This is a genomic window from Ilumatobacter fluminis (genome assembly GCF_004364865.1).
Taxonomy (GTDB): domain Bacteria; phylum Actinomycetota; class Acidimicrobiia; order Acidimicrobiales; family Ilumatobacteraceae; genus Ilumatobacter; species Ilumatobacter fluminis.
Window position 1 is genome coordinate 4,166,293 of record NZ_SOAU01000001.1, and the last position, 22,373, is coordinate 4,188,665.

The 22,373-nt window shown below is 69.2% G+C and carries 22 protein-coding genes and 1 pseudogene; 5 read left to right on the forward strand and 18 right to left on the reverse strand.

The window, feature by feature from the left end; genetic code table 11:
* Window positions 1–3 precede the first annotated feature (3 nt).
* The 5 genes and pseudogenes from BDK89_RS18845 to BDK89_RS18865 all read right to left on the reverse strand — a co-directional run bounded on the left by BDK89_RS18845 (window position 4) and on the right by BDK89_RS18865 (window position 4,539).
* On the reverse strand, window positions 4–1,773 hold the full coding sequence (locus tag BDK89_RS18845; protein WP_133870421.1) for a serine hydrolase: 1,770 nt from the start codon (window positions 1,771–1,773) through the stop codon (window positions 4–6).
* A 118-nt stretch (window positions 1,774–1,891) separates the two neighbouring features.
* A complete protein-coding gene (locus BDK89_RS18850; RefSeq protein ID WP_133870422.1) occupies window positions 1,892–2,497 on the reverse strand; it encodes a DJ-1/PfpI family protein in 606 nt (201 codons plus the stop codon).
* A gap of 37 nt (window positions 2,498–2,534) precedes the next feature.
* Window positions 2,535–3,068 (reverse strand): annotated as a pseudogene (locus tag BDK89_RS22730) (amidase family protein); the annotation flags it as partial.
* On the reverse strand, window positions 3,065–3,964 hold the full coding sequence (locus BDK89_RS18860) for a phytanoyl-CoA dioxygenase family protein (RefSeq protein ID WP_133870424.1): 900 nt from the start codon (window positions 3,962–3,964) through the stop codon (window positions 3,065–3,067). The gene BDK89_RS18860 and the pseudogene BDK89_RS22730, both read right to left, overlap by 4 nt.
* On the reverse strand, window positions 3,961–4,539 hold the full coding sequence (locus tag BDK89_RS18865) for a TetR/AcrR family transcriptional regulator (protein WP_133870425.1): 579 nt from the start codon (window positions 4,537–4,539) through the stop codon (window positions 3,961–3,963). Before BDK89_RS18865 ends, BDK89_RS18860 begins: the two co-directional genes overlap by 4 nt.
* 86 nt (window positions 4,540–4,625) lie before the next feature.
* On the opposite strand from BDK89_RS18865, the gene BDK89_RS18870 reads away from it, so the two are divergent.
* Window positions 4,626–6,263: a flavin-containing monooxygenase gene (locus tag BDK89_RS18870; RefSeq protein ID WP_133870426.1), complete on the forward strand. Its 1,638-nt coding sequence runs from the start codon at window positions 4,626–4,628 to the stop codon at window positions 6,261–6,263.
* A gap of 177 nt (window positions 6,264–6,440) precedes the next feature.
* Here BDK89_RS18870 and BDK89_RS18875 read toward each other — a convergent pair whose 3' ends face one another.
* Both BDK89_RS18875 and BDK89_RS18880 read right to left on the reverse strand, forming a co-directional pair.
* A complete protein-coding gene (locus tag BDK89_RS18875; protein ID WP_243839223.1) occupies window positions 6,441–7,484 on the reverse strand; it encodes an isopenicillin N synthase family dioxygenase in 1,044 nt (347 codons plus the stop codon).
* 99 nt (window positions 7,485–7,583) lie between these two features.
* Complete coding sequence (locus BDK89_RS18880; RefSeq protein WP_133870428.1) at window positions 7,584–9,044, reverse strand: hypothetical protein; 1,461 nt, start codon at window positions 9,042–9,044, stop codon at window positions 7,584–7,586.
* Window positions 9,045–9,501: 457 nt separating this feature from the next.
* Between BDK89_RS18880 and BDK89_RS18885 the strand changes: the two genes are divergently transcribed.
* Complete coding sequence (locus BDK89_RS18885; RefSeq protein WP_133870429.1) at window positions 9,502–9,957, forward strand: glycine/sarcosine/betaine reductase selenoprotein B family protein; 456 nt, start codon at window positions 9,502–9,504, stop codon at window positions 9,955–9,957.
* An 18-nt stretch (window positions 9,958–9,975) separates the two neighbouring features.
* Window positions 9,976–10,656, forward strand: coding sequence for a hypothetical protein (locus BDK89_RS18890; protein WP_133870430.1), 681 nt, complete (start codon window positions 9,976–9,978; stop codon window positions 10,654–10,656).
* 14 nt (window positions 10,657–10,670) lie between these two features.
* Here BDK89_RS18890 and BDK89_RS18895 read toward each other — a convergent pair whose 3' ends face one another.
* Genes BDK89_RS18895 through BDK89_RS18925 form a run of 7 tightly spaced genes read right to left on the reverse strand, consistent with a single transcriptional unit; the run spans window position 10,671 to window position 15,318 of the window.
* Window positions 10,671–10,907 carry a hypothetical protein gene (locus BDK89_RS18895; RefSeq protein ID WP_133870431.1) on the reverse strand — a complete coding sequence of 79 codons (237 nt, stop codon included), beginning with the start codon at window positions 10,905–10,907 and terminating at the stop codon, window positions 10,671–10,673.
* Between the two features lie 10 nt (window positions 10,908–10,917).
* On the reverse strand, window positions 10,918–11,316 hold the full coding sequence (locus BDK89_RS18900) for a VOC family protein (protein ID WP_133870432.1): 399 nt from the start codon (window positions 11,314–11,316) through the stop codon (window positions 10,918–10,920).
* A gap of 52 nt (window positions 11,317–11,368) precedes the next feature.
* Complete coding sequence (locus BDK89_RS18905; protein WP_133870433.1) at window positions 11,369–11,785, reverse strand: helix-turn-helix transcriptional regulator; 417 nt, start codon at window positions 11,783–11,785, stop codon at window positions 11,369–11,371.
* Window positions 11,786–11,831: 46 nt separating this feature from the next.
* Window positions 11,832–12,914, reverse strand: a complete 1,083-nt coding sequence (locus tag BDK89_RS18910; protein WP_208294130.1) for an alcohol dehydrogenase family protein — start codon at window positions 12,912–12,914, stop codon at window positions 11,832–11,834.
* A 45-nt stretch (window positions 12,915–12,959) separates the two neighbouring features.
* Window positions 12,960–13,625 (reverse strand): SDR family NAD(P)-dependent oxidoreductase, encoded by a 666-nt coding sequence (locus BDK89_RS18915; RefSeq protein ID WP_133870434.1) that lies wholly within the window; start codon window positions 13,623–13,625, stop codon window positions 12,960–12,962.
* 22 nt (window positions 13,626–13,647) lie between these two features.
* Window positions 13,648–14,688, reverse strand: a complete 1,041-nt coding sequence (locus BDK89_RS18920) for a hypothetical protein (protein WP_133870435.1) — start codon at window positions 14,686–14,688, stop codon at window positions 13,648–13,650.
* Window positions 14,689–14,709: 21 nt separating this feature from the next.
* Complete coding sequence (locus BDK89_RS18925; protein WP_133870436.1) at window positions 14,710–15,318, reverse strand: TetR/AcrR family transcriptional regulator; 609 nt, start codon at window positions 15,316–15,318, stop codon at window positions 14,710–14,712.
* 20 nt (window positions 15,319–15,338) lie between these two features.
* Between BDK89_RS18925 and BDK89_RS18930 the strand changes: the two genes are divergently transcribed.
* Window positions 15,339–16,502, forward strand: coding sequence for an aromatic ring-hydroxylating oxygenase subunit alpha (locus BDK89_RS18930; RefSeq protein WP_133870437.1), 1,164 nt, complete (start codon window positions 15,339–15,341; stop codon window positions 16,500–16,502).
* A 9-nt stretch (window positions 16,503–16,511) separates the two neighbouring features.
* On the opposite strand, the gene BDK89_RS18935 is transcribed toward BDK89_RS18930, so the two are convergent.
* The 3 genes from BDK89_RS18935 to BDK89_RS18945 form a co-directional block, all read right to left on the reverse strand.
* Window positions 16,512–16,934: a PNPOx family protein gene (locus BDK89_RS18935; RefSeq protein ID WP_133870438.1), complete on the reverse strand. Its 423-nt coding sequence runs from the start codon at window positions 16,932–16,934 to the stop codon at window positions 16,512–16,514.
* A gap of 74 nt (window positions 16,935–17,008) precedes the next feature.
* Complete coding sequence (locus BDK89_RS18940) at window positions 17,009–18,001, reverse strand: LLM class flavin-dependent oxidoreductase (protein ID WP_133870439.1); 993 nt, start codon at window positions 17,999–18,001, stop codon at window positions 17,009–17,011.
* A 193-nt stretch (window positions 18,002–18,194) separates the two neighbouring features.
* On the reverse strand, window positions 18,195–18,842 hold the full coding sequence (locus BDK89_RS18945; protein WP_133870440.1) for a response regulator transcription factor: 648 nt from the start codon (window positions 18,840–18,842) through the stop codon (window positions 18,195–18,197).
* 68 nt (window positions 18,843–18,910) lie between these two features.
* On the opposite strand from BDK89_RS18945, the gene BDK89_RS18950 reads away from it, so the two are divergent.
* A complete protein-coding gene (locus BDK89_RS18950) occupies window positions 18,911–21,883 on the forward strand; it encodes an ATP-binding protein (protein WP_133870441.1) in 2,973 nt (990 codons plus the stop codon).
* On the opposite strand, the gene BDK89_RS18955 is transcribed toward BDK89_RS18950, so the two are convergent.
* Window positions 21,806–22,222 (reverse strand): response regulator, encoded by a 417-nt coding sequence (locus BDK89_RS18955; protein WP_133870442.1) that lies wholly within the window; start codon window positions 22,220–22,222, stop codon window positions 21,806–21,808. The genes BDK89_RS18950 and BDK89_RS18955 overlap by 78 nt on opposite strands.
* Window positions 22,223–22,373 lie beyond the last annotated feature (151 nt).

Genomic DNA, 22,373 nt, shown 5'->3' on the forward strand with positions numbered 1-22,373 from the left:
CGATCAGCCGGCGGCCACCCAGGTGCCGAGCCCGTTCAGGTCGTAGAACTCCGCTGTGACGGAGACGGCCTGACCGTCGACCACGTCGAACTCGATGCCGGTCGGGCCGAGGGCGTTCTCACCCGGCGGCGTGAACAAGAACGTGTCACCGTCGTACGGTGACAGTTCGAACTCCATCGGGTCGGGTCCGAGCGTCATCACGAGGACGCCCGAGCGGTCGTCGACGGTCATCGGGCCGTAGTAGTCGTTGTCGTAGACGCCGACGTACGCCGACGCGTCGAGCGGCGCGGCCGGATCGGCGACGGGCTCACGCCAGTCGGTGGGCGTCTCGGGCTCGTAGAGCGAGGCCATGAGCCCGCTGTAGCCGGCGAACCAGTCGAGTCGGGGAGCGCCGTCGACGATCAGATCGACGATCGTCGCCGCGGCTGCCTCGGGGAGGCCGACGGGCTGCCCGTTGGTGATGACCGCGACGCCCAACTGCTGGCCGGGCACCATCACGTACCGCGTGGCGGTGCCGAGGAGGAACGCACCGGAGTGCGACCACTCGGTGAACCCGTCGTCGCGAACGCCCACCCCGGAGCCGAGGCCGTAGTGACCGGTGTGCGCGCTCGGCGTGCCCGGCGGATTCGACACACTATGGGGGGTGTACATGGTGAGCAGCGCGTCCGGATCGATGATCTGCTCTCCGTCGAGTTCGCCCGACGCGAGCTGCAGTCGCATCCAGCGACCGAGGTCGTTCGCGGTCGACGACACCCCGCCGGCCGGCGCCTGCGGGTCGGGGTCACGCTGATCGGTCGTCACGATCCAGGTGCCCTCGTCGTCGCGCTGGTGCGGAATCGCCCGGTCGTCGGCGCCGATGTAGTCGGCGAACCTCGCCGACGTGGCGTCCATGCCTGCGGGCGCGAAGAGACGCTGCTCGATCAGGTCGTCCCACGTCTGGTCGGATGCGTTCGCCGCCGCCTCGGCCGCCGCCGTCAGCCCGAAGTTGGTGTACTGGTGCTGTGCTCGGAACGGCGAGAGCGGTTCGTGCACGAGGCGTGCGAGCACCTCGTCACGGTCGTAGCCGAGATCTTCGAGGAGATCACCGGCGTGCGACGGCAGGCCACTGTCGTGGGTGAACATGTCGGCGAACGTGACGTGCTCGCCGATGTAGGGGTCGGAGAGTTCGAAGCCGGGGAGGTGGTCGACGATCGGGTCGTCCCAGGCGATGGTCCCGTCGCCCACGACGGCCGAGACCGCCGAGCCACTGATCGCCTTCGAGACCGACGCGACCTGGAAGACGGTGTCGGGTCCCACCGGGTCGTCGGTGCCGACTTCACGCACACCGAACCCGTCGGCGAAGACCACCTCGTCCTCGAACACGATCGCGACCGCCATGCCCGGCACGCCGCTCGCAGCGAGCATCGACTCCATCTCGTCCGGAACCAGCGCAAGTGCCGCCTCGACGTCGGCGGCGGTGACCGTCTGGGCGGGATCTCCGGGCGGTCCGGCCGGCGCAGCCTCGGACTCGTCCTCGTCGGCCGGCTCCGGCTGGGTGGTCTCGACCGTTCCGGCCGTCGTCTCGGTTGTCGTGTCGGTCGTCGTGTCGGTCGTCGTCTCGGTCGTCGTCTCGGTCGTGGACGGCGCCGTCTCGTCGGAAGGCGCCGCTGCGTCGTCGGCGCACGCGGTCAGCGCGAGCACCATCGCCACGCCGACGGCACTCGCCACGACCGGTCGGCGCAGTCGCCTTCCCTGCTGCGTCGCCGTGCCGCTACTCGCCCGCTCGATCGTCATGTCGTCCTCGCCTTCGTCTCCACCGTTGGGGGTCAGGGCGCGCCCCGACAGGCGACATCATATGAACACCTTCGTTCAGATGAGAATCAAGAGGTCGTGAAGCTCACGACCGGCCCACTCACGGCCGCATCCACTCGACCCAGCGCGACCGGGTGGCGAGTTCGTCGACGACCTGGAGTGCGGCGAGCGCACCCGACGCGGTCGCGACCCGACCCTCGTCGGCCGCAGCGGTTCTCCCACCGGTGACGATGGCGCCCAACGCGGCGAGGTCGGCATCGGCGAGCCAGTGCCCCGTCGCGTCACGTCCGTCGAGCCGACCGACCGACGCGAGGAGTAATGAGCCGGTCGAGATCGCGAGGATGCCCTTTGCGTCGAGCGCTGCCCGGGCGAGCCAGTCGCGGGAGGCGGCGTGGTCGATGACCTGCTTCCAGCCGAGCCCGCCGGGCACCACCAACACGTCGACGGGCGGCGCATCGTCGACCACGTGATCGACCTCGATCTCTCGTGACGGCTCGACGCCGTGCACCGAACCGGAGCCGGGAGCGATCGTCACGATGTCGGCGTCGAGCCGAGCTGTGAGGCGCTGCACCGGCTCGTCGATCTCGCTGCTCGACACGCCCCGATAGACGAACACGCCGACGATCCACCGACCACGCCCGGTCGCCCGACTGGCGATCGGCGGCAGCGACCCCGGAGCGAGCCGCTCCGCACGCTTCCCCCTCATGGGACGAGCGTAACAACGGGGTCGGATGAGCGATCGGGACCGCGCCGGCGGCGACGAGCGCGGCCGACCCACCCGACGAGCCGCCGGGCGAGTGCGCCGTGCTCCACGGGTTGCGCGTCGGCCCGAACAGCGAGCCTTCGGTCGTGGCGACGAGCCCCATCTCCGGTGCCGTCGTGGTGCCGAGGCTCACCAGTCCGGTGGACAGGAAGTGATCGACCTCCGGTCCGTTCCGTTCGGCGGGCGTGTCGGGCACCGCACGCGACCCCCACCGGTTCGGTAGACCGGCGACGTTCGAGAGCCCCTTGACGAAGCTGGGCACACCACCGAACACCACGCCGGCGTTGCGCAGCGCCGTCTGCTGCCTCGCCCGGTCGGTGTCCCAGACGGCCACGGCGTTCAAAGCGCCGTTGACGGCCTCGGCACGGGCGATCGCCGCGTCGACGAGTTCGGCGCTCGACACTTCACCGGCGTCGAGGCGCTCGACCAGCCGGACCGCGTCGTCGGTGCCGAGGGCGTCGTCGGTGAAGCCACTGATGCGATCCCCGACTCGCGAGGGAGACGTGTCGGTCATCGGGCACCGGTGGTTGCGTCGACAGGGTCGTAGAAGGTCGCGTCGTCGATCGAGGGCGTGTCGGACGCGCGGCTGCCGAAGAGCAGCTCGGGTGGGGCCAGCTCGACCCCTTCCCCGGGGTCGCCCGGGGTCGAGTAGAACCCGAGCACCGGACCGCCGAGCGAGTACCCCATCAGCGAACGCAACTCGGCCGGGAGTTCGGCTGCGATGTGGGGCGGGCACGACAAGTACTGGTTCTCCTCCTGACGCAACCAGTTGAGCGTGTAGTGCAGCAGGACGCCGACCCGCTCGTCGGCGGTGTCGTTCCGGCCACCGCCGTGCAGCACGGTGCCGTTGTAGAGCAGGACCGAGCCAGGTTCCATCTCGGCGTAGCGGATCTCGTCGTCGGTCGGATGGCGGTCCTTGTCCCAGGTGTGGGAGCCGGGGACGAATCGGGTGGCGCCGTTCTCCTCGGTGAACTCGGTGAGCGCCCAGATGGTCGAGAACTGGGTCTCGACCGACCGGTTGAGCGCCGGACCCCACACCCCACGGTCGCGGTGGATCTGCTGCGCTCCCTCGCCTCGGCCGATCGCGACGGCCTGGGTGAAATGGAGTTGGTGGCTGTCGCAATAGGGCGCCAGGTACTGCGACGACGATGCGGTGATCAGCGGGTGCATCGCGAGTTCGCGGCACGTCACCGAGCGCGCCATCAGTGCGCCGATCCGCTTCGTGCGGTAGCCGGCGAACTGGTTGCGTCCGACCTCGCACGCGTCGAGGTAGGGACGCAGTTCGGTCTCGAGGCGCTCGAGGGTGTCCGACGACAACAGTCGGTCGACGATCACGCCGCCGTGCTCGTCGATCGCCTCACAGATCGAGTCCGGGTCGGTCGAGGCGGGGAGGTGGACGATGTCGCTCACGCGGACACTCCTTGGTCGATCGGGGCGAGGATGGGCTCGAGGAAGGCGCGCATGGTGCGGACCTGACGGTCGTCGGGCCAGAGATCGGGGGCGACGGTGGCGCAGAGTCCGATGCCGTCGACCGCGGCGACGATCGCTCCGGCGGCGTCCTGCGGCTCGGGGTGACCGAGGTCGGCGAGGTACCGGGCGATCCGGTCCTCGATCGTGCGGTAGAAGCGGCGGTAGGCGTCCATCAGCTTCGGCGACGACGGCGCGGCCCCGCAGTAGGCCAACCAGACGCGCCAGACGCGACGCACCTCGTCGGTCGTGGGCAGGTACAGGCCGACCCCGCCACCGAAGAAGGTCATGGCGAGACGCGAATCGCCGGCGGACATCTTGGCGGCGACGTAGTCGAGCGTTGCGACGAGCAGGTCGGACTTGTCGCGGAAGTAGTAGCCGAGCGCGCCGGTCGTCACGCCGGCCGATGCCGCGATGTCGGTCAGCTTGACGTGGTCGAGGCCGTACTCGGCGATCGCGTCGACGGCTGCCTCGAGCAGTTCGGCTCGTCGCTGATCGTGATCCACACGTCGGGGCATGTCGTTACATCATAGTGATGATGTAAAAGGGTGCAAGGGGCGGCCTGCCTCGCTGCCGACGGCGACCTCTCAATACGGTGAGCCACATGGGGGATGAGCGACGTGAGTTCGACGTGATCGTGATCGGCGCCGGGGTGTCGGGGATCTACCAGATCAACCGACTCGTCGACGCCGGGTTCGACGCCGTGGTGCTCGAGGCCGACGATGACGTCGGCGGCACGTGGTACCGCAATCGCTACCCCGGCTGCCGATTCGACTCCGAGAGCTACACCTACGGCTACTCGTTCTCGAAGGAGCTGCTCGACGAGTGGCACTGGAAGGAACGGTTCTCGCCCCAGCCCGAGAACCTGCGCTACCTCGAGTACGTGGTCGACAAGTTCGACCTGCGCCGCCACATGCGGTTCGGGTGCCGCGTCGAACGGATGCAGTGGCACGACGACGAGCGCCGTTGGCACGTTTCGCTCACCAACGGCGACGAGTACGTCGCCCGATTCGTCGTGGCGAGCGTCGGCCCGATCTCGCGGCCGATCATCCCCGACTTCGAGGGCAAGGACGACTTCGAGGGTGCGGCGTTCCACACCTACGACTGGCCGAAGGAGCCGGTCGAGCTGGCCGGCAAGCGGGTCGGGGTGATCGGCACCGGAGCGACCGGCATCCAGGTCATCGCCGCGATCGCACCGGAGGTCGCCGAACTGACCGTGTTCCAGCGGCGCCCCAACTGGAGTTCGCCGCTCAACAACTCCGAGATCTCCGACGAGGAGATGGCCGACATCCGCTCGCGCTACGACAAGATCTTCGCGGCGTGCGCCGCGTCGAACGGCGGCTTCGTCCACACACCGATCTGGGGCTTCTGGGACAAGACCCCGGAAGAACGCCGGGCGATCTGGGACGACCTCTACACGCAACCGGGCTTCGCGATCCTGGCCGCCAACTTCGGTGAGATCTTCCTCGACGAGGACGCCAACAGGGAGGTGTCCGAGTACATCGCCGACCGCATCCGCCAGCGGGTCGACGACCCGGCGGTCGCCGAGAAGCTGATCCCGACCGATCACGGCTTCGGGCTGCAGCGGCTCCCGCTCGAGACGAACTACTTCGAGACCTACAACCGCGACAACGTCCAACTGGTCGACGTGTCGGAGCACCCGATCGAACGCATCACGGCGACCGGCATCCAGACGACGGCCGGCCACCACGAACTCGACATCATCGTGTACGCGACCGGCTTCGACGTGATGACGGGGTCGTTCGACCGGATCGACATCCGCGGGGTCGACGGCCTCGCACTGAAGGACAAGTGGGCAGACGTGACCACCACGTACTACGGCCTGCTCTCGGCCGGGTTCCCGAACCTCCTCATGGTGGCGGGGCCGCAGAGCGTGTCCGGCTCGACGAACTTCCCGCGAGCCATCGAGAAGGGCGCCGACTGGATCACGGGGCTGCTCGAGCACGCCAGGGAAACCGGCATCGACCGCATCGAGGCGAGATCCGAGCCCGAACAGGAGTGGCTCGACGAGGTCGTGACGGCACACGAACGGCTGCTGTTCCGCCGCAGCAAGGGTTGGTTCACCGGCTACAACCCGAACCTCCCCGGCCGTGGCGAAGGCACCGTGCGCTACCACGCCTACTTCGGCGGCGCCCACCGCTACGCCAAGAAGATCGACGACCTCGCCGAAGCCGGCTACCCCGGCCTCGACCTGTCGCCGAGTCGCGTTCCGCAGCTCTAGCCGACGGAACGAACCCGGGTCGGGTGTCGCAGGGAACGGCGACGGAGTCGACGTTTCCGGAGATCACCCGACTCCGGCGACGACGACGCGCCACCTGATCACTGGGTCGGGCGATCTCCCGAAACGCCTCGGCTGCGCCTCGCCGTTCCGTACGACACCCGACCCAGCGGTGGCCCGTCAGCCGTAGTGGAGGCGGACGTTGTCGGGGTAGCTGCGGGCGAAATAGTTCCAGAGCTGCTCGCCGTAGCGATCGGGATGATGCGGGCTCGACATGTCGGCGGCCCCCGCATCGACCTCGTCCGGTTGCACCATGAACCCGGCGGCGGCGTGGCGCGGGCTGGCAGCCACCGCATCGGCGAAGCGCTGCTCGAGCGGGAGCGCGACGAGTGGCATGTCGAGCGACGGGCCGTGGAAGTAGGCGATCGACCGTCGCGCCGTCGGCGTCGCGACGCGGTGCGGCGTCGCGACGAAGTAGTTGCCGGTCATCTTCTGGAACACCTCGCCGAGGTTGATGACCAACCCGTCGTCGACGTTCGGGACAGCGATCCACTCACCGGCGGCGTTCTGCACCTCGAGACCGGGCGTGCCGCCGGTGGCGAGGACCGTCAGGAAGCCGGCGTCGTGGTGGGCGTTCACGCCGAACTGGCCTGCCGGCGTCGGCGGATAGTTGATGACCTTGCACAGCGACATGCACTCGTCCCCGAACGCTCGCCGCAGGTGATCCTCGTCGAGGCCGAGTCCCAGCGACAAGAGCCCCATCACCCGGTCGGCGAGCTCCGCTGCCGCGTAGATCCAGCGCTGCACCGCAGCCGCGAAGCCCGGCGCGAGGTCGTCGGACGGCCACTGGTTGGGTCCGAGGAGGCGGAGGTACGGCGGCTCGACATCGACGTCGCGAGCCGGGTGCTCGGTCCAGAAGTCGAGCTGCTCGCGGATGTCGGGGCGGTTGTTCGTGCGCTCGACGCCGGTCGCCTCCCAACCCCGGAAGTGCCGCGATCGTCGCTTGTCGACGGCCTCCTTCTGTTCGAGCGGGAGTTCGAAGAAGCGGCGGGCGGCGGCGAACGCCTCGTCGGTGATCTCGGTCGGCACGCCGTGCCCGGTCACGACGGCGAAGCCGACCTCGTGGTACACGGTCGCCAGGTACTCCCCCAATCCGCCCGCGCCGAGGCGGGCCGCTTCGGCGGCCAGGTCGATCACCGGTACATCGGAGAACTCTGCGGTCACGTCATCACCTCCGGGTGTCGAGGGGCACCCGGAGGTGACGCTATCGACCGGATGCCGCCCGGTCGGATCGGGCGGCATCCGGACGTTCGTCGTGGCGGGTCAGCCGGCCAGCACGACGCCGGCCGGCGCGCCGCCGACGTCGAAACGACCGAGCTCGGCGAGGCTCGAATCGAGCTCGACGATGCCGCCGTTCACGGGATCGGTGACGAAGATGTGGCCCTCGACCACGGCGAGCTGCGGGATCGGTGCAGCACCGTGGCCCTCGGGCAACTCGAACGCGTCGACGACCGGGGTCGACGCCGTGATGGTTCCGGTGGCCGGATCGATCAGGTGCACCTGCCCGTCGATGGTCAGGACGACGACCGAGGCACCGTCCGGTGCGAGCGCGAAGCCGCGCATGTCCACCGGCAGCTCGATCGCCGTCGCCACGCCGCCCTCGAGATCGATCACGGCGAGGGCGCCGCTGCCGAGGTTGCCGACGAGGATCTCACCGGACGCGGCGAGGGTGCCGGTGCGGGCGTCGTCTGCCGAGCCCTCCGGTCGGGCGATCGCGCGCGCGTCCCAGTGGTCGTCGTGCGGCTCGAGGATCAGGACGCCGTCGGCGCACCCGAACGCGACGAACGCTTCGGTTGCCGCCTCGCCGTGGAGACCGGGGCAATCGGGGAAGCGTTGGAGCTCCTCGCCGGTCTCGAGGTCGACGACGGCGACGCCGTCCGGCAGTGACTCGCCCTCGACCGGTGTCGTGAGCACGACGACGCCGTACTCGGCCAGCGCGACCGCGACACCGTGATGGGCGGCGCCGCTGTCGAGCGTCGCGACGACGGCGTCGTCGTACGACAGGGCCGTCTGGTCGAGCACCATCACGCTGCCGTCGCCGTCGTTGAACACGGCGAGGAGGTCGCCGTGTCCGACCACGTGGGTGGGATCATCGACGTCGAAACCCATGTCGGTCAGGGTCGGCGTGGCGACGAAGGAGTGGAAGTGGTCGCCGTGCGGCTCGGTCCACGTGCCGGGGTCGACCACCTCGAGCCGGTCGTCGGCACGAGCCGCCGCGAGCGTGTACCGGCCGGCGTCGGACACCGCGACGGTGCCGGGCATGTCGAGGGTGGCGATCACCTCGCCGTCGCTGTAGCGCACGACGCGGACCACCGGCTCGACGGCATCGGCCACGACCAGCCGCAGCTCGGGCTCGGCCACCTCGACGGCGTCGTCGTCATGATCGTGGTCGTCCTCGTCATGATCGTGGTCCTCGTCGCCGTGATCGTGGTCGTCCTCCTCGTGATCGTGGTCGTCATGATCGTGGTCGTCATGATCGTGATCGTGGTCGTCATGGCCGTGGTCGTCGTCGTCATCGTCCTCGGCGATGGTGGTCGGCGGCGCCGTCGTCTCGGGCGGGCCGGTCGTGGGCGGCGTCGTCGTCTCCGGTGTCGTCTCGGCGGGAGCGGCGGTCGCGGCCGCCGGTTCGTCGCTCGAGTCGTCGCTGTCACCGCAGGCGGCGAGGACGACAGCGCAAACGGCCGCAGCCGCCAGCAGTCGGGGAGGTCGGGTGGATCGTGTCATGACCAGCCACCGTACTGAGAACGATTCTCATTAGCAACACACACGAGACGCCTTTGCGTTCTCGGCGGCTCACGTCCGGGAAACCGCACCACAGCCACCGAGAACCCAACCGCCAGGTCGACCCCCACCTTCTCGGCGGCTCACGTCCGGAAAACCGCACCACAGCCACCGAGAACCACAACCACTTCTCGGCGGCTCACATCCGGGAAGCCGCACCACAGCCACCGAGAACCCAACCGCCGGGTCGACCCCCACCTTCTCGGCGGCTCACGTCCGGGAAACCGGACGGCAGCCGCCGAGAACCGGGCGACCGGGCCGGGGCCGCTGGGCCGGTGAGGCGGGCGGACCGGTCCGATCGGGAGCGGTGGAGGCGCCGGCGGTACGGTCGCAGCGAACGACCGGCCGACCGAGAGGACCCACCCGTGCCGACCACGACCATCGACGGAGCAGCGGACTGATGTCGGGCGACGCTGCGATGCGGGCGTACGCCGCCACGCTGCCGGTCCCCGAGTTCGACACGACCGCGTTCACGAGATCCGACACGCCGCTGTCGGAGCGTCGGGTCGCGATCGTGACGTCCGCGGCGCTGTACCGCCCCGACCAGGAACGCTTCTCGCAGGGTGACACCGGCTTCCGAGCACTCGACCGGACCGACCGCGATCTCGTCATGGGCCACTGGAGTCCGAACTTCGATCACACCGGGTTCCAGATCGACCTGAACGTCGTCTACCCGATCGATCGGCTCGAGGAGCTGGCCGCCGACGGCGTGATCGGCGACGTGGCACCTCGCCACTTCGCCTTCGCCGGGAACCAGCCCGACACCGTCAGCGAGCTCCGTCTCGACACCGGTCCGGCGTGCGCTGCCGAGCTGCTGGCCGACGAGGTCGACGTCGTCATCTTCACGCCGGTTTGACCACTGTGCACGCGTACCGTGAGTACGCTCGCCCACGTCTTCGAAGCCGCCGGTCTGGCGACGATCGTCCTCGCCTCGATGATCGAGGTCGTCGAGAAGATGCACCCGCCCCGAGCGCTCTACTGCGAGTTCCCGCTGGGACGACCGCTCGGCCTGCCGAGTGACGCAGCCTTCCAACGACGAGTGCTCGAGCAAGGCCTGTCGCTGCTCGATGCGGCAGAACCGGTGATCGAGACCTTCCCCGAGGTGATCGAAGCCGACGAGACGCCGATGGCGTGTTCGCTACCGCCGCGCTTCGACCCGACCCTGCCGCCCGCCGTCGACGAAGCCAATGGGCTGCGCGCTGCCTACGACCGGTCGGTCGCCAAGCGCGGCGTGACCGAGGTGGGCCGTGCGATCACCGCCGACCAGGTGCCCGACGCCTTGGCGACGCTGCACCGCTGGGCCGAAGGTGAGCGCTGGAAGGAGGTGCCGCTCCCGGGCAAGAACACCGTCGCCGTCGCCCACGACATCCGCTCGTACTACGACGAGGCGGCGCTCCAGCTCGTCGACGGCCCACCGCCGGGCGGGCGTGCCGCCGAGGCGTGGTTCTTCGAGACGACCGAGGCCGGCAAGACGCTGCTCGCCGCCCGCAAGGCACTGGAAGCCCAAGAGGCCCCGTTCCCCTTCTGGTTCTACATGGCCCCCGGCCACCGCTGACCGGGTCCCGGTCGTCAGTCGTCGGGGAGGTCGGCGAATCGGCGTTTGGCGTCGCGGTACCACCGCAGACCGGACACCGGCTTGCGCCAGCGAGCTTTCATCTCATCACGGGCCGGCTGGTGGGCGACGTCACCTGCCGCCTCCATCTCCTTGAGGTGTCGGTCCTGGGCGTTGATCACGTCGTCGGCCGACTCGCCGTGGTGTGCGTAACCGCACGGGCCACCGAGCTGTTTGCAGGTCATCGTCTTCATCGCAAACCCCTCAAGCCTGAGCGATCCGGACGAGGTTGCCCGACGGGTCGCGGAAGGCACAATCGGTCACACCCCAGGGCTGCGGCTTCGGTTCCTGGAGCACCTCGGCACCGCTCGCCCGAACCCGTTCGAACGTAGCGTCGAGGTCGTCACTGCGGAAGATGGCCGCCTGCATCGCTCCCTTGGTGACCAGGGAGAGCAACGCATCGCCGTCGGCCTCGGAGCGGCCGCCGTGCGGATACGACAGGACCACGTCGACGGCCTGGCCCGGAGCACCGACGGTGATCCACCGGAAGTCACCCTTGCTGACGTCGTTGCGCACGTCGAGGCCGAGGGCATCTCGGTAGAAGGTCAGCGCTTCGTCGCCGTCGTGGACGGTGATGAACATGGTCGAGACAGAAACGGTCATGTCGCCACCGTACGGACGGGCCCAGTCGGCCCGCTTCTCCATTCCTGCTCGATCAGGCTGACATCGATGAACGTGAACGGCGGGGCCGGAGCTGTTCTTTCGCCACGCACGGCGGCACGACTTCGAGATCACTGTGGTCGAGTCCTCGATAGCTCGATGGCGACAGGCCGGTGATCTCGGAGAACTTCGAGCTGAAGGAGCCGAGCGAGGTCGCCCCGACCGCCATGCACGCCTCGGTGACGGTCGCTCCGTGCCGCAGCAACTCCTGTGCTCGTTCGATGCGCCGGGTCATCAGGTAGCTGTACGGCGTCTCGCCGTACACGTCGCGGAAACGTCGCGAGAAGTGGGCGGGTGACATCGCTGCCACCTCGGCCATCGCGGGTACGTCGAGCGGCGATGCGTACTCACGGTCGATCAGATCACGGGCCCGCCGCAGATGGGCGAGTTCGGCAACCGCCTCTGGAGTCACGTGTCCACCGTACGCCGCGACGACGAGTACGGGGGGCCGGCCTCGATCACGTTCCGGTGGGGATGGTGAGGACGATCTTGCCGACGTGGTGTTTCGCGACGAAGGCGTCCTGGGCGTCGACGATGCGTTCGAGCGGATAGGTGGCGGCGATCAGCGGGCGGATCTCACCGCGCTCGATGTAGCCGACGAGGTTCGCGAACACCTCGGGCGGCTGGTACGTGGAACCGTGCAGGCTGAGGTCTTTCAAGTACAGATCACGCACGTCGAGCTCGACGATCGGTCCGGCGATCGCACCCGCCGTCACGTACCGACCGCCGTTGCGCAGCAGCCGTGTCACCGAACCGAAGAACGAGCCGGCGACCACGTCGACGATGGCGTCGAACGACGACTCACCGAAGCGCTCGGCCGGGTCGACGTCGCGGCCGATCACCTCGTCGGCGCCGAGCCCGAGAACCGCGTCGGCCTTGTCGGCACCCGCCACGGCGATCACGGTGGCGCCGCGCCGCTTCGCCAGTTGCACCGCAGCGTGTCCGACGCCGCCCGATGCGCCCGTGATCAGGACTCGCTCGGCACCGAGTTCGATCCGGTGCAGCATGTTCTCGGCCGTCGAGTAGGCGCATGGGATCGAGGCGAGCTCGACGTCGGTCCAGTCGCAGTCGACGGCGTAGGTCTCGTCGGTGTGAGCAACGGCGTACTGGGCGAACGCACCGTCGTACTCCGAACCGAACACGGTCGTGCTGAGCGGCTCGGTCGAGTAGGCGGTCTGCATCGTCGTCACGATGACCCGCTCCCCCACCCGGCTCGGGTCGACGTCGGCCCCGACAGCGACGATCCGGCCGCACGCGTCGGCGCCCTGGATACGCGGGAACTCGAGTGCGCCGGCCCAGCCTTCGTCACCCGACTGCGAACCACCGGCGGCGTCGGCCGAACTGCCGGTCACGTCGCGCGCGTACCAACCGGTGCGCGTGTTGATGTCGGTGTTGTTGACGCCGGCGGCCGCGACCCGGATCAACACCTGATCGGGTGCGGGCGTCGGCACCGGCGCGTCGGTGACGTACTCGAGCTGATCGGTGCCACCGAAACCGCGGAGGTGGACGGCGGCCATCGTGGTCGGGATCGCGTCGCTCATGCACCGTCCAGGGTGCCAGGTCGACGAGGTCGACGCGCCAGAACGTCAGAGGGTCCAGCCGCCGTCGGTGGGCACGATCGTGCCGAACACGTAGGACGCCTCGGGTGAGGCGAGCCACCACAGCACCGACGCCGCCTCGGCTCCTCTGCCGAGGCGTTGTGCGGGCACGTTCGTCCGCAACGACGCCTGGAAGTCGGGATCGGCCACGGTGTCGGGCGGGAAGTACGACGGGTTCTCGATGAAGTTGGGGGCGATGCCGTTGACCCGCACCCCGTGCCGTGCCATCTCCTTGCCGACGCTGCGCACGAGTTGGAGCTGGTGCGCGCGTGCCGCCTCGTAGCCAGCGATCGGATGCGACGACGACCGGATCGCCGTCGCCGACGCCGGGACGACCACCGCACCCTCGCTGCGTTCGACCATCGGCGGCAGGCACGTCGAGAACAGCCAGTACAGCGGTCGGACGAGCCGGGCGTCGAGGTCGTCCGTGACGGCGTCGTCGTGATCGACGATCGACGCCACCGTGATCGACGCCTCGAGATTCGCGACGACGACGTCGAACGGACCGTGCTCGGCGACGAACCCCTCGACGTCGGAGCGCGACCCGAACGGTTCGGTCCGGACGACGACGTCGTCACCGCCCGCTCGGAAACGTTCGACGGCGGCCGGCCCGACGAACTCGTCGGCGTCGGTGATGAGCACTCGGCGGGACATGTCGGTCACCGTACCGGTGGCATCAGCCGAGGGCCGACGAGGCGCGCACTTCCCATTCGAAGGCGTCGTCGCCGAGGTCGAGGCGACGACGCACGACGAGCCGGCGGTCCTCCATCGCAGCCAGCCCCTCCCACAGCGCGTTCCAACCGTCGAACACGACCGGGTGGACCGTGGCCGGGTCGAACAGACGCCACTGCGAGAGCCGGACGGTCGGCGAGGGCGCGCCGGTCACGTCACAGGTCGGACCGTGCGCGTCGAGGAGCCGACCGAACCGCTCCTCGAACGAGCGGTCGTCGCCGAGCGTCGCCATCACGCTCTGATGGAACTGCATCCCGATCTGGTGACCGACCACGACCGCCACGCTGCGCGTCTCGGCCGGTCCGAGCACCTCGGTCATCGCCGGCAGGATCGTGTGGATGTAGTTCATTGCGTAGTTGCGTTCGACCTTGGCGAGGCGAACCGGATCCCACGACGGCGTCGGCAGGGTCGCCGCCGGCCCGGGTGGTTGCTCGCCGGGTCGGAACCGCACGCGGTCCTCGGGCGACAGTGGCTCGGTCTCTTCGATGTAGTAGCCGACCAAGCCGGGTTGCCCGTCGGTGGTCTGCGAGGTGGCGACGAAGCCGAGCCGGTCGTTCCCGAGTGACACCCCGTTGTGGCCGTGCCAGCCGCGCAGCATCGCCCGACTCAGCTCGGTGGGGATGCCACAGACGGCGGTGCCGTCGAAGATCCAGCGCGGTGGGAGGTATCGAACCCACGACTTCGTGTCGGACTCCGGGATCCACTCGACGCGCACGCCGCCGAGCGCGTTCGACAGCACGTGGTACTTGGCGCACGCCACGGCGTCGGGCTCGTCGGTCAGGCCGAGCTTCTCGAGACCCGGGTGGAACGCCTCGAGGTGCTGGTTGCGGAACAGCCGGAAGACCACCTCGGCGGCCGGCGCGGTACCGATGCGGGTGACCATCCCGAGCAGCAGACCGGTGAGGTAGCGGTGGTACAGCTCGGCGAGTGCCGACCATGCGGCGGCTTCGTCACCGAGTTCGGTCGAGGTCGTGTCGTTCCTCATGATCGGGGTCCTCTCGGATCGTCAGCGGCCGGCCCAGCCCTTGACGAGGAGGTCGAGCGTGGCGTCGATCATCTCGTCGAGGGTGAGTTCGCCGTCGGGGTCGTAGGTGCGGCACAGCGTGTTGAGGGCGCCGAAGAACGCCGATGACGCGACGACCGGGTGCAGGTCGCGCAGGTCGCCGGCGGCGACCGCCTCGCGGACGATCGCACGGGCGGCCTCCTCGTGCTCGTGCAACAGTTCGGCGGTGCGGTCGTGCGCGGCGAGCAGGTCGACGTTGCTGATGATCAGCTGGCCGGACGGCCGCTCGACGGCGAGTCGGACGTGGGCCCGGCCGAAGGCGGCCAGCCGTTCGAGCGGCGATGCGTCGTCGCCGACCGAGCGGGCGGCCTCCTCGCGGACCGCCCGCAGACCATCTTCGAGCACAAGGGCGAGCAGGGCGTCGCGGCTGTCGACGTAGTAGTAGAGCGCTCCTTTCGAGAGCCCGACCCGTTCGCCCACCCCGGCGAGCGTGGTGCCGGCAATGCCCGACTCGCTGAGTTCGGCCTCGGCGGCGGCGATGATCAGATCGCGACGCTGTTCGCGCCGTTTCTCGGCTCTCGTCGGAGCGTCGGGGTTGACAGTTTCGACCATGGGTCGAATAATAGACCACCATGCAACGGGAGATGGAACTCGAGATCGGCGACCGCATCAACGACCTGGTCGTCAACGGCCCGGCACCGGCCACCACCGGGTTCACCGAGCTCGACCCGGCGGTGTACACCGACCCCGAGCGGCATGCGCAGGAGATGGCTGCGATCGGCGGCTCCCCCGTCGCCGCGCTCGCCTCGAGCGAACTCGCCGCGCCGGGCGACTTCGTCACGACCACGCTGGCCGGTGTGCCGGTGATCGTCACTCGCGATCGGTCCGGTGACGTCCACGCCATGCGCAACGTCTGCGCCCATCGAGGCGCCACGGTCGAAACCCGCGCGTCGGGTTCGGCACGGATCTTCTCGTGTGGCTTCCATGCCTGGTCGTACGACCTCGACGGCTCGCTCCGCTCGGTGTCCGACCCGTCGCTGTTCTCCACCGAGCCCTGCACACAAGGACTCCGGACGCTCGGCTGCGAGGAACGCCACGGGATCATCTGGGTCACCCCCGACGCCGATGCCGAGTCGCGGCCGATCGCCGACTGGCTCGGGCCCGAGGTCGACCGGATGTTCACCGAACTCGGACTCGGCGAGATGGTGCACTTCGCAGCGACCGAGTACGACCTCGGGTGCAACTGGAAGCTGCTCACCGACGGCTTCATGGAGATCTACCACCTCAAGTACCTGCACCGGGACTCGATCGCTCCGTACTTCCCGGCCAACATGACGACGATCGGCGACTTCGGCGACCACTTCGGCGGCTGGCTCCCGAAGAACCGGTTCCTGAAAGAACTGGCCGAGCGCCCGCGCGAACAGTGGGAGGTGCTGCGTCATCTGACCGGCGCGTTCATCCTGGTGCCCGGCACGGTCGTGCAGTGGCAAGCCGGTCACGTGGAGCTGTTCTCGCTCCGCCCGCATCCGACCGATCCGACCCGCACGATCGCCCGCTTGACGATGATGGTTCCGGCCGACCGGATCGACGAGACGGAGCTGTGGCAGCGGAACTGGGAACGCGTCTGTGTGACGATCCCCGACGAGGACTTCGCCGCGGCCGTCGAGGTGCAGGCCAACATCGACGCCGGTGCCGTCGACACGCTCCGCATCGGCGCCAACGAACACGGCATCGCACGACACATCGAGGCGGTCACCCGTGTGAGCGTCGCCCGACGCGAACCCGCCCTCTCCTGACCAGAACCGTCAGCCGGCCGACCAGCCGACGACGTCGTCGATCCGGAACACGATGACATCGGCGAGCCCGTCCGGACCCGCGGCGCGGTACTGGGGATAGCGGTCGACCAGGCAGGCCGCCAGGTGCTCGGCACGATGCGCGTCGGTGACCCGCACCAGGTCGAGTCGAACCCACCAGAGCTGCGACCAGTCGTCGCGGTCCCAGTGGTCGACGACGAAGGTCGCTCGCGGGTCGGCGTCGAGGTTTCGTTCGCGCCGCAACCGCACCGACGTCTTCGGCTTGACCCGGTCGATCGGTACACCCAGGTGTCCGTCGGCGACCGCGAACACGGCGGGCACTGCGTGCACGCCTCGCTCGACGTCGACGGTGGCCAGCACACCGTGATCGGTGGTGGCCAGACGCGCGAGCGCCGCGCCCTCGGAGAGCTTCATCGAGCTCGTCCGTGGACGCGGCGCACGCGGTGCCTGGCAGTGGTGAGCGCCATCAACGATCCACCGGGGGAGGGTCAGCTCGCGTCGACCTCGGGCATGATCTCGTGCTTGAGGACCTTGAGGTCGTCGAGCGTCTTCGAGACCGGCACGTCGGCGAACGGCGGCCAGATGAGCGGCATCGTCAGCCCGGCCTCCTTGAGCTCCTTCAGCTTGTCGGTGATCTGCTGTTTCGTGCCGACGAGGATGTTGCTCGCCTTGCCGATGTCGGTCTGGTCGGAGGGCTCGTCGGTGATCACGAACCAGTACATGCTGCACAGCTCGAGCTGCTCGAGCGCGTCGGGCTTGCCCAGCTCCTCGAGCTCCTGCTGGATCGGTCCGCGCCACTCGAGGAACTCGCTCGGCGTGTCCTGGATGCCGATCCAACCCGACAGGTCGTACTTCGCGATCCGACTGGCAGCCCGCTTCGGGTCTCGGAGTCCACTGAAGAAGATGGGCGGGTGCGGGTCCTGGACCGGCTTCGCGCCGAAGCCGCACGGCGGGAAGTCGGCGAACTCGCCGTGGTACTCGAACACCTCGTTGGTCCAGATGCCCTGCATGATCTCGATCGTCTCTCGGACGTGCTTGTGACGCTTCGGGAAGATGTGCGACGCGCTCGACGCCGCGAACTCCTCGGGCATCCAGCCCGCACCGACGCCGACGTTGAGGCGGCCGTTGCACAGGTGATCGACCGTGGCGAGTTCGGCGGCGAGCACACCCGGCGCCCGGTACGGCGTGTCGGTGATGCTCATGCCAATGCGACACTTCGTGGTCTTGGCGGCGAGCCACGGGATCAACGGCCAGCCCTGGAACCACTGGCCGCGCGACGACACGGGGAGCGACTTCGGGAAGCCGTCCATCATGCCGAACGCGTACTCGAGCTCTTCGCGATCGGACGCCTCGGGCACGACGATGCGATCGAGCGTCCAGATCGAGTCGAAGTCGAGCTCCTCGGCGAGATCGGTCAGATCGGACAGTTCCTGGACGGTGACCTCGTCGCGGAAGTTGGGCAGGTACAGAGCGAGCTTCATGAAGCGGCCTCCTCGGCTGGGCTGGTGGATCGAACCGAGGCGCGGGGCCGGACGGCAGCGTTCGTTGTCCCGAGCACGTCATCCCCTCTCTCGCTCGATGCCCGTCTCCCCGACGGGTGGCATCAGCGTCGTCGCCCGGCGTCGGCACCGACAGAGGCCGCCGCGTCAAACGCGTTAGTGCGAGTGCACCAACTCAGCGTCGGACGATGCCGAGCCGGGCGGCGATGGCGGTCGCTTCGAGCTTCGAGTGCGCGCCCAGCTTGTTCAGCACCCGCTGCATGTGGTTGCGCACGGTGTTCACGCTGAGGAAGAGCTGCTCGGCGATCTCCTTGTTGCTCAGTCCCTGTGCTGCCAGCCGGAGCACCTCGACCTCACGCGCGGTGAGGTCGGAGCCGGTCGCGGTGTGGTCCTTGCGGACGAGCGACCGCACCATGTCGGGCGAGACCGGCGTCTCGTCGGAGGCAACGGCGAGCACCGCCGATGCGATCTCGTCGGTGCTGTTCCGTTTGGTGACGAAGCCGGCGCACCCGGCCTCGATCGCATCGCTGAGCAGAACGGGGTCGGTGTACGACGTCAGCATGAGCACGCGGCAGTTCGGCGCCGCCTCACGGAGCGGTCCGACCAGTGCGACGCCGTCGCCGTCCGGGAGGTCGTAGTCGAGCACGACCACATCGGGCCGGAGCGACGCGACCGCGGTCAACGCCTCGGCCGACGACGACGCGGTGCCGACGACGGTGATCTCCGGGCGATCGTCGAGCGCGGACGACAGCAGTTCGGCGAGCATGCGATGGTCGTCGACGATCAAGGCGCGGATGCTCGGTTGCGGTTGTCCGTCCGACACGGTGCCCCCTTCTCCTGTCGTCGGGCCGATCACGTCTGACAGTATGCGAGCGGAAGGGGGTTCGGGTAATGACACGAGACCAGACGCCGTCGATCGACGATTGTGCGGTGCTCACGGAGGTCGCCGAGGTCGCTCGACGTCGCTCGCTCGACCGGGATGCACCCATCGTGGCGATCGTCGACGGCCTTGTCGCCGACGAGCACGTGATCGCTCAGTCGGCCGGTGCCGACGTCGTCCTCGTCGGCGACACCGGGCGCGGCGACGCACCCGGGCTGGAGCTGGCGCGTCACGCCGCCACCGCGATGGCTGCGCGTCGCACGCGTGTCACTCGAGCCTCACGCCGGGCCGCACACGACGTCGCCCAGTCGCTGAACCTGATCGGGCTGACCACCGACGCGGCGCAGCACGGTCGGCTCGACACGGAGGAGGCGTTGCAACGCATCCGGGACATCGTCGACGATGCGGGCGACGACGTCTGGCGCTCGGGCCGCCCGAACCGCTGCGGTCTCGTGCTCGTGCCGGTCGACCTGTGTGCGCTCGTGCGCGATCGGGTCGATGCCCCCGACATCACGGCGACGGTCCCGGACGACGACGTCGTCGTCCTCGCCGACGAGCACGCGCTCGGGCGCTCCGTCGACGAACTGATCGCGAATGCCCGTCGCGCCGGGGCGACCGACGTCCGCATGTCGGTGCGGGCCGACCATGAGGTCGCGACGCTCCGCGTCACCGATGACGGCTCGGGCTTCCCGGACGATCCACCGACCGAGGTCGGCCGACCGTTCGCCGCACCGTCGGGGTCCGATCGCCTCGGCCTCGGTCTTGCGCTGATCGCCGAACAGGCCGACGACCTGGGGGGCGCTCTGATCGTGACCGACCCCGGCCACGGAGCTGCACCCACGACCGTCGAGCTCACCCTGCCCCGGTTCGACCGGCACGCACCCGACCCGACCGCCGGCTCGCTCGCCGCGGTGGAGCCCTCCGACCAGGTGGGCGCGCAAGCCGACATCCTCGAAGGGGTCGTCCGCCACGCCCCGCTCTCGGAGTCGCTCGAAGCGATCGTCGCCGCCATCGAACGGCAACTTCCCGGCGCCATGTGCTCGATCCTGCTGTTGCACGAGGGTCGCTTCCTCCGTCATGGTGCCGGCGCGCGCCTGCCGCTCGCGTACCGCGAAGCGATCGACGGGGTGGCGATCGGCGTCGGGCAGGGGTCGTGCGGCACTGCTGCGTACACGGGCAAGCCCGTGATCGCCGCCGACGTGACAACCGACGAGAACTGGGACGACTTCCGACACATCGCACTCGCCCACGGGTTGCGCTCGTGCTGGTCGACACCGATCGTCGCCGCGGAGGGCGGCGACATCCTCGGCACGTTCGCCGTGTACAAGCCGGCGCCCTGGCACCCGGACGAGTCGGCCATCCGACGCGTCAACCGGTTCACGTATCTCGCTGCCGTGGCGATCGACCACCACCGACTCTTCGCCGCGCTCGCCAAGAGCGAGGCGCGCTTCCGCAGCGCGTTCGAGGGAGCCGCCGCCGGCCTCGCGCTCACCGCACTCGACGGCACGATCTCCAAGTCGAACCCGGCGCTGTCGCGCGTCGTCGGACGATCGGTCGCCGAGCTGGCAGGCACCAACCTGCTCGACCTGGTCGACGCCGACCACCACGCCGCCGTCCTCGAATCGTGGGCCGAACAACGCGACGCCCGAACGTCGACGCTGCGCACCGTCGACGTTCCGCTCGCCGACTCGAACGGCGACGCATGGCTCTCGCTGCACTCCTCGCTCATTCCGGCCGAGTCGGGCCGTCAGCCCTACCTCTACGTCGAAGTACGCGACATCACCGCGTCGCGACGCCAGCTCGCCGACCTCCGCGCTCGCGAGGTCGCCGAGGCGGCGAACCAGGCGAAAACCGACTTCCTGGCACTCGCGAGCCACGAACTCCGCACCCCGCTCAACTCGATCCTCGGGTTCGCACAGGTGATGCAGATGGTCGACCTCGATGCCGGCCAGCGCGCCGACAGCGTCGAACAGATCGTGAGCGCCGGACGCCACCTCCGCGACCTGATCGACCAGCTGCTCGATCTCTCACGCATCGAGTCCGGCCAACTCTCGGTCGATGCCGTCCCGGTCGACGCCGCCGACGTGGTCGGCGAGGCGCTCGAGCTCGTTCGGCCGCTGGCGGCGGCGCGGGAGATCGAGATCGTGCGGCACGTCGACGACGCCACACCCTCGGCGCTCGCCGACCAGCGCTGCATGCGACAGGTCGTCATCAACCTCCTCGACAACGCCGTCAAGTACACGCCGACCGGGGGGAGGGTCGATGTCGACGTGAGCCGAGTCGACGGCGACACCGTCCGCGTGAGCGTCGCCGACACCGGCCCGGGTATCGCGCCCGAGTCACTCGACGACATCTTCCAGCCGTTCCTCCGGCTCGACGACGCCACCGTGTCCGGCAAGAAAGGGACCGGGCTCGGCCTCGCCGTGTGCGAGCGGCTGATGCGCGAGATGCACGGTTCAGTCGCCGTGGTGAGCACGCTGGGGGTCGGCAGTACCTTCCACGCGGACTTCCCGGTCGCGTCGGGGAACGCCGTGTCGGCACCGCACGACGAGCCCGATTCGGCGGCGACGACTCGGTCGCGGTCCGGTCACGGGACCGTGCTCTACATCGAGAACGATCCGGCGAGTGTCGAGGTGGTGCGTGCGGCTCTCCGGCTGCGCCCCGATCTGACGTTGCGATCGGCCGAGACCGCCGCCGCCGGCCTCGCGCTGCTCGACGACCACACGGTCGACGTGGTTCTGCTCGACATCGGGCTCCCCGACCGATCCGGCTGGGACGTGCTCCGCCGCATCCGAGTCGATCGCCCCGAGCTTCCGGTGATCGTCGTCACGGCCGGCGGGGACGACGGTCCCGACGATGCTCGACCGGACCGTCTGTTCGAGAAACCGCTCGACGTCCGCGCCGTGCTAGGCGCGATCGACGCCGCCCGAGTCGGCACGCCCGGCGACGACCACGCCGAGCCGATGCACGCGCTCGATCAGTGACGCGATGTCGACGGGCTTGGCGACGAACCCGTCGAAGCCTCGCTCCTCCGCGGCCCGCAGCACCTCCGGGTGATCGGCACCGCTGACCGCCAGCACGCCGACGTGCTCGGTCGCCGTGTCGGAGCGGAGTGCCCGGAGCAAGGCGAACCCGTCGGCACCGTCGGGAACCGACCGCGCGAGCGTCAGGTCGGAGAGCACCACGTCGGGCAGCATCGTCGCCGCTTCTCGGAGTGCGTCGTCGACGGTCGTCGCGGTACGAACCTCGTCGCCGGCCGCCTCGAACGCCAACCGCATGAACGACACCGTGGCCGTGTCGTCGTCGACGATCAGCACTCGCATCGGGAACGCACGTCTCGGATCGGGGTCAGCACCACGTCCAACGTACCCATCGGCCCACCGGGCCGAACTGACGCGAATGCACCGTCAGGATGACGCAAGCGGCACTGCCGCCGATCGGTGATGCGTCGTACGTTCTCCGCCGTCACCGATC

Bases quoted from the DNA above. Each gene is read 5' to 3' on its own strand.
- BDK89_RS18845 (WP_133870421.1), bottom strand. From the start codon at position 1,773: ATGACGATCGAGCGGGCGAGTAGCGGCACGGCGACGCAGCAGGGAAGG.
- BDK89_RS18850 (WP_133870422.1), bottom strand. From the start codon at position 2,497: ATGAGGGGGAAGCGTGCGGAGCGGCTCGCTCCGGGGTCGCTGCCGCCG.
- BDK89_RS18865 (WP_133870425.1), bottom strand. From the start codon at position 4,539: ATGCCCCGACGTGTGGATCACGATCAGCGACGAGCCGAACTGCTCGAG.
- BDK89_RS18870 (WP_133870426.1), top strand. From the start codon at position 4,626: ATGGGGGATGAGCGACGTGAGTTCGACGTGATCGTGATCGGCGCCGGG.
- BDK89_RS18880 (WP_133870428.1), bottom strand. From the start codon at position 9,044: ATGACACGATCCACCCGACCTCCCCGACTGCTGGCGGCTGCGGCCGTT.
- BDK89_RS18885 (WP_133870429.1), top strand. From the start codon at position 9,502: ATGTCGGGCGACGCTGCGATGCGGGCGTACGCCGCCACGCTGCCGGTC.
- BDK89_RS18895 (WP_133870431.1), bottom strand. From the start codon at position 10,907: ATGAAGACGATGACCTGCAAACAGCTCGGTGGCCCGTGCGGTTACGCA.
- BDK89_RS18900 (WP_133870432.1), bottom strand. From the start codon at position 11,316: ATGACCGTTTCTGTCTCGACCATGTTCATCACCGTCCACGACGGCGAC.
- BDK89_RS18910 (WP_208294130.1), bottom strand. From the start codon at position 12,914: ATGAGCGACGCGATCCCGACCACGATGGCCGCCGTCCACCTCCGCGGT.
- BDK89_RS18915 (WP_133870434.1), bottom strand. From the start codon at position 13,625: ATGTCCCGCCGAGTGCTCATCACCGACGCCGACGAGTTCGTCGGGCCG.
- BDK89_RS18920 (WP_133870435.1), bottom strand. From the start codon at position 14,688: ATGAGGAACGACACGACCTCGACCGAACTCGGTGACGAAGCCGCCGCA.
- BDK89_RS18925 (WP_133870436.1), bottom strand. From the start codon at position 15,318: ATGGTCGAAACTGTCAACCCCGACGCTCCGACGAGAGCCGAGAAACGG.
- BDK89_RS18930 (WP_133870437.1), top strand. From the start codon at position 15,339: ATGCAACGGGAGATGGAACTCGAGATCGGCGACCGCATCAACGACCTG.
- BDK89_RS18935 (WP_133870438.1), bottom strand. From the start codon at position 16,934: ATGAAGCTCTCCGAGGGCGCGGCGCTCGCGCGTCTGGCCACCACCGAT.
- BDK89_RS18940 (WP_133870439.1), bottom strand. From the start codon at position 18,001: ATGAAGCTCGCTCTGTACCTGCCCAACTTCCGCGACGAGGTCACCGTC.
- BDK89_RS18950 (WP_133870441.1), top strand. From the start codon at position 18,911: ATGACACGAGACCAGACGCCGTCGATCGACGATTGTGCGGTGCTCACG.
- BDK89_RS18955 (WP_133870442.1), bottom strand. From the start codon at position 22,222: ATGCGAGTGCTGATCGTCGACGACGACACGGCCACGGTGTCGTTCATG.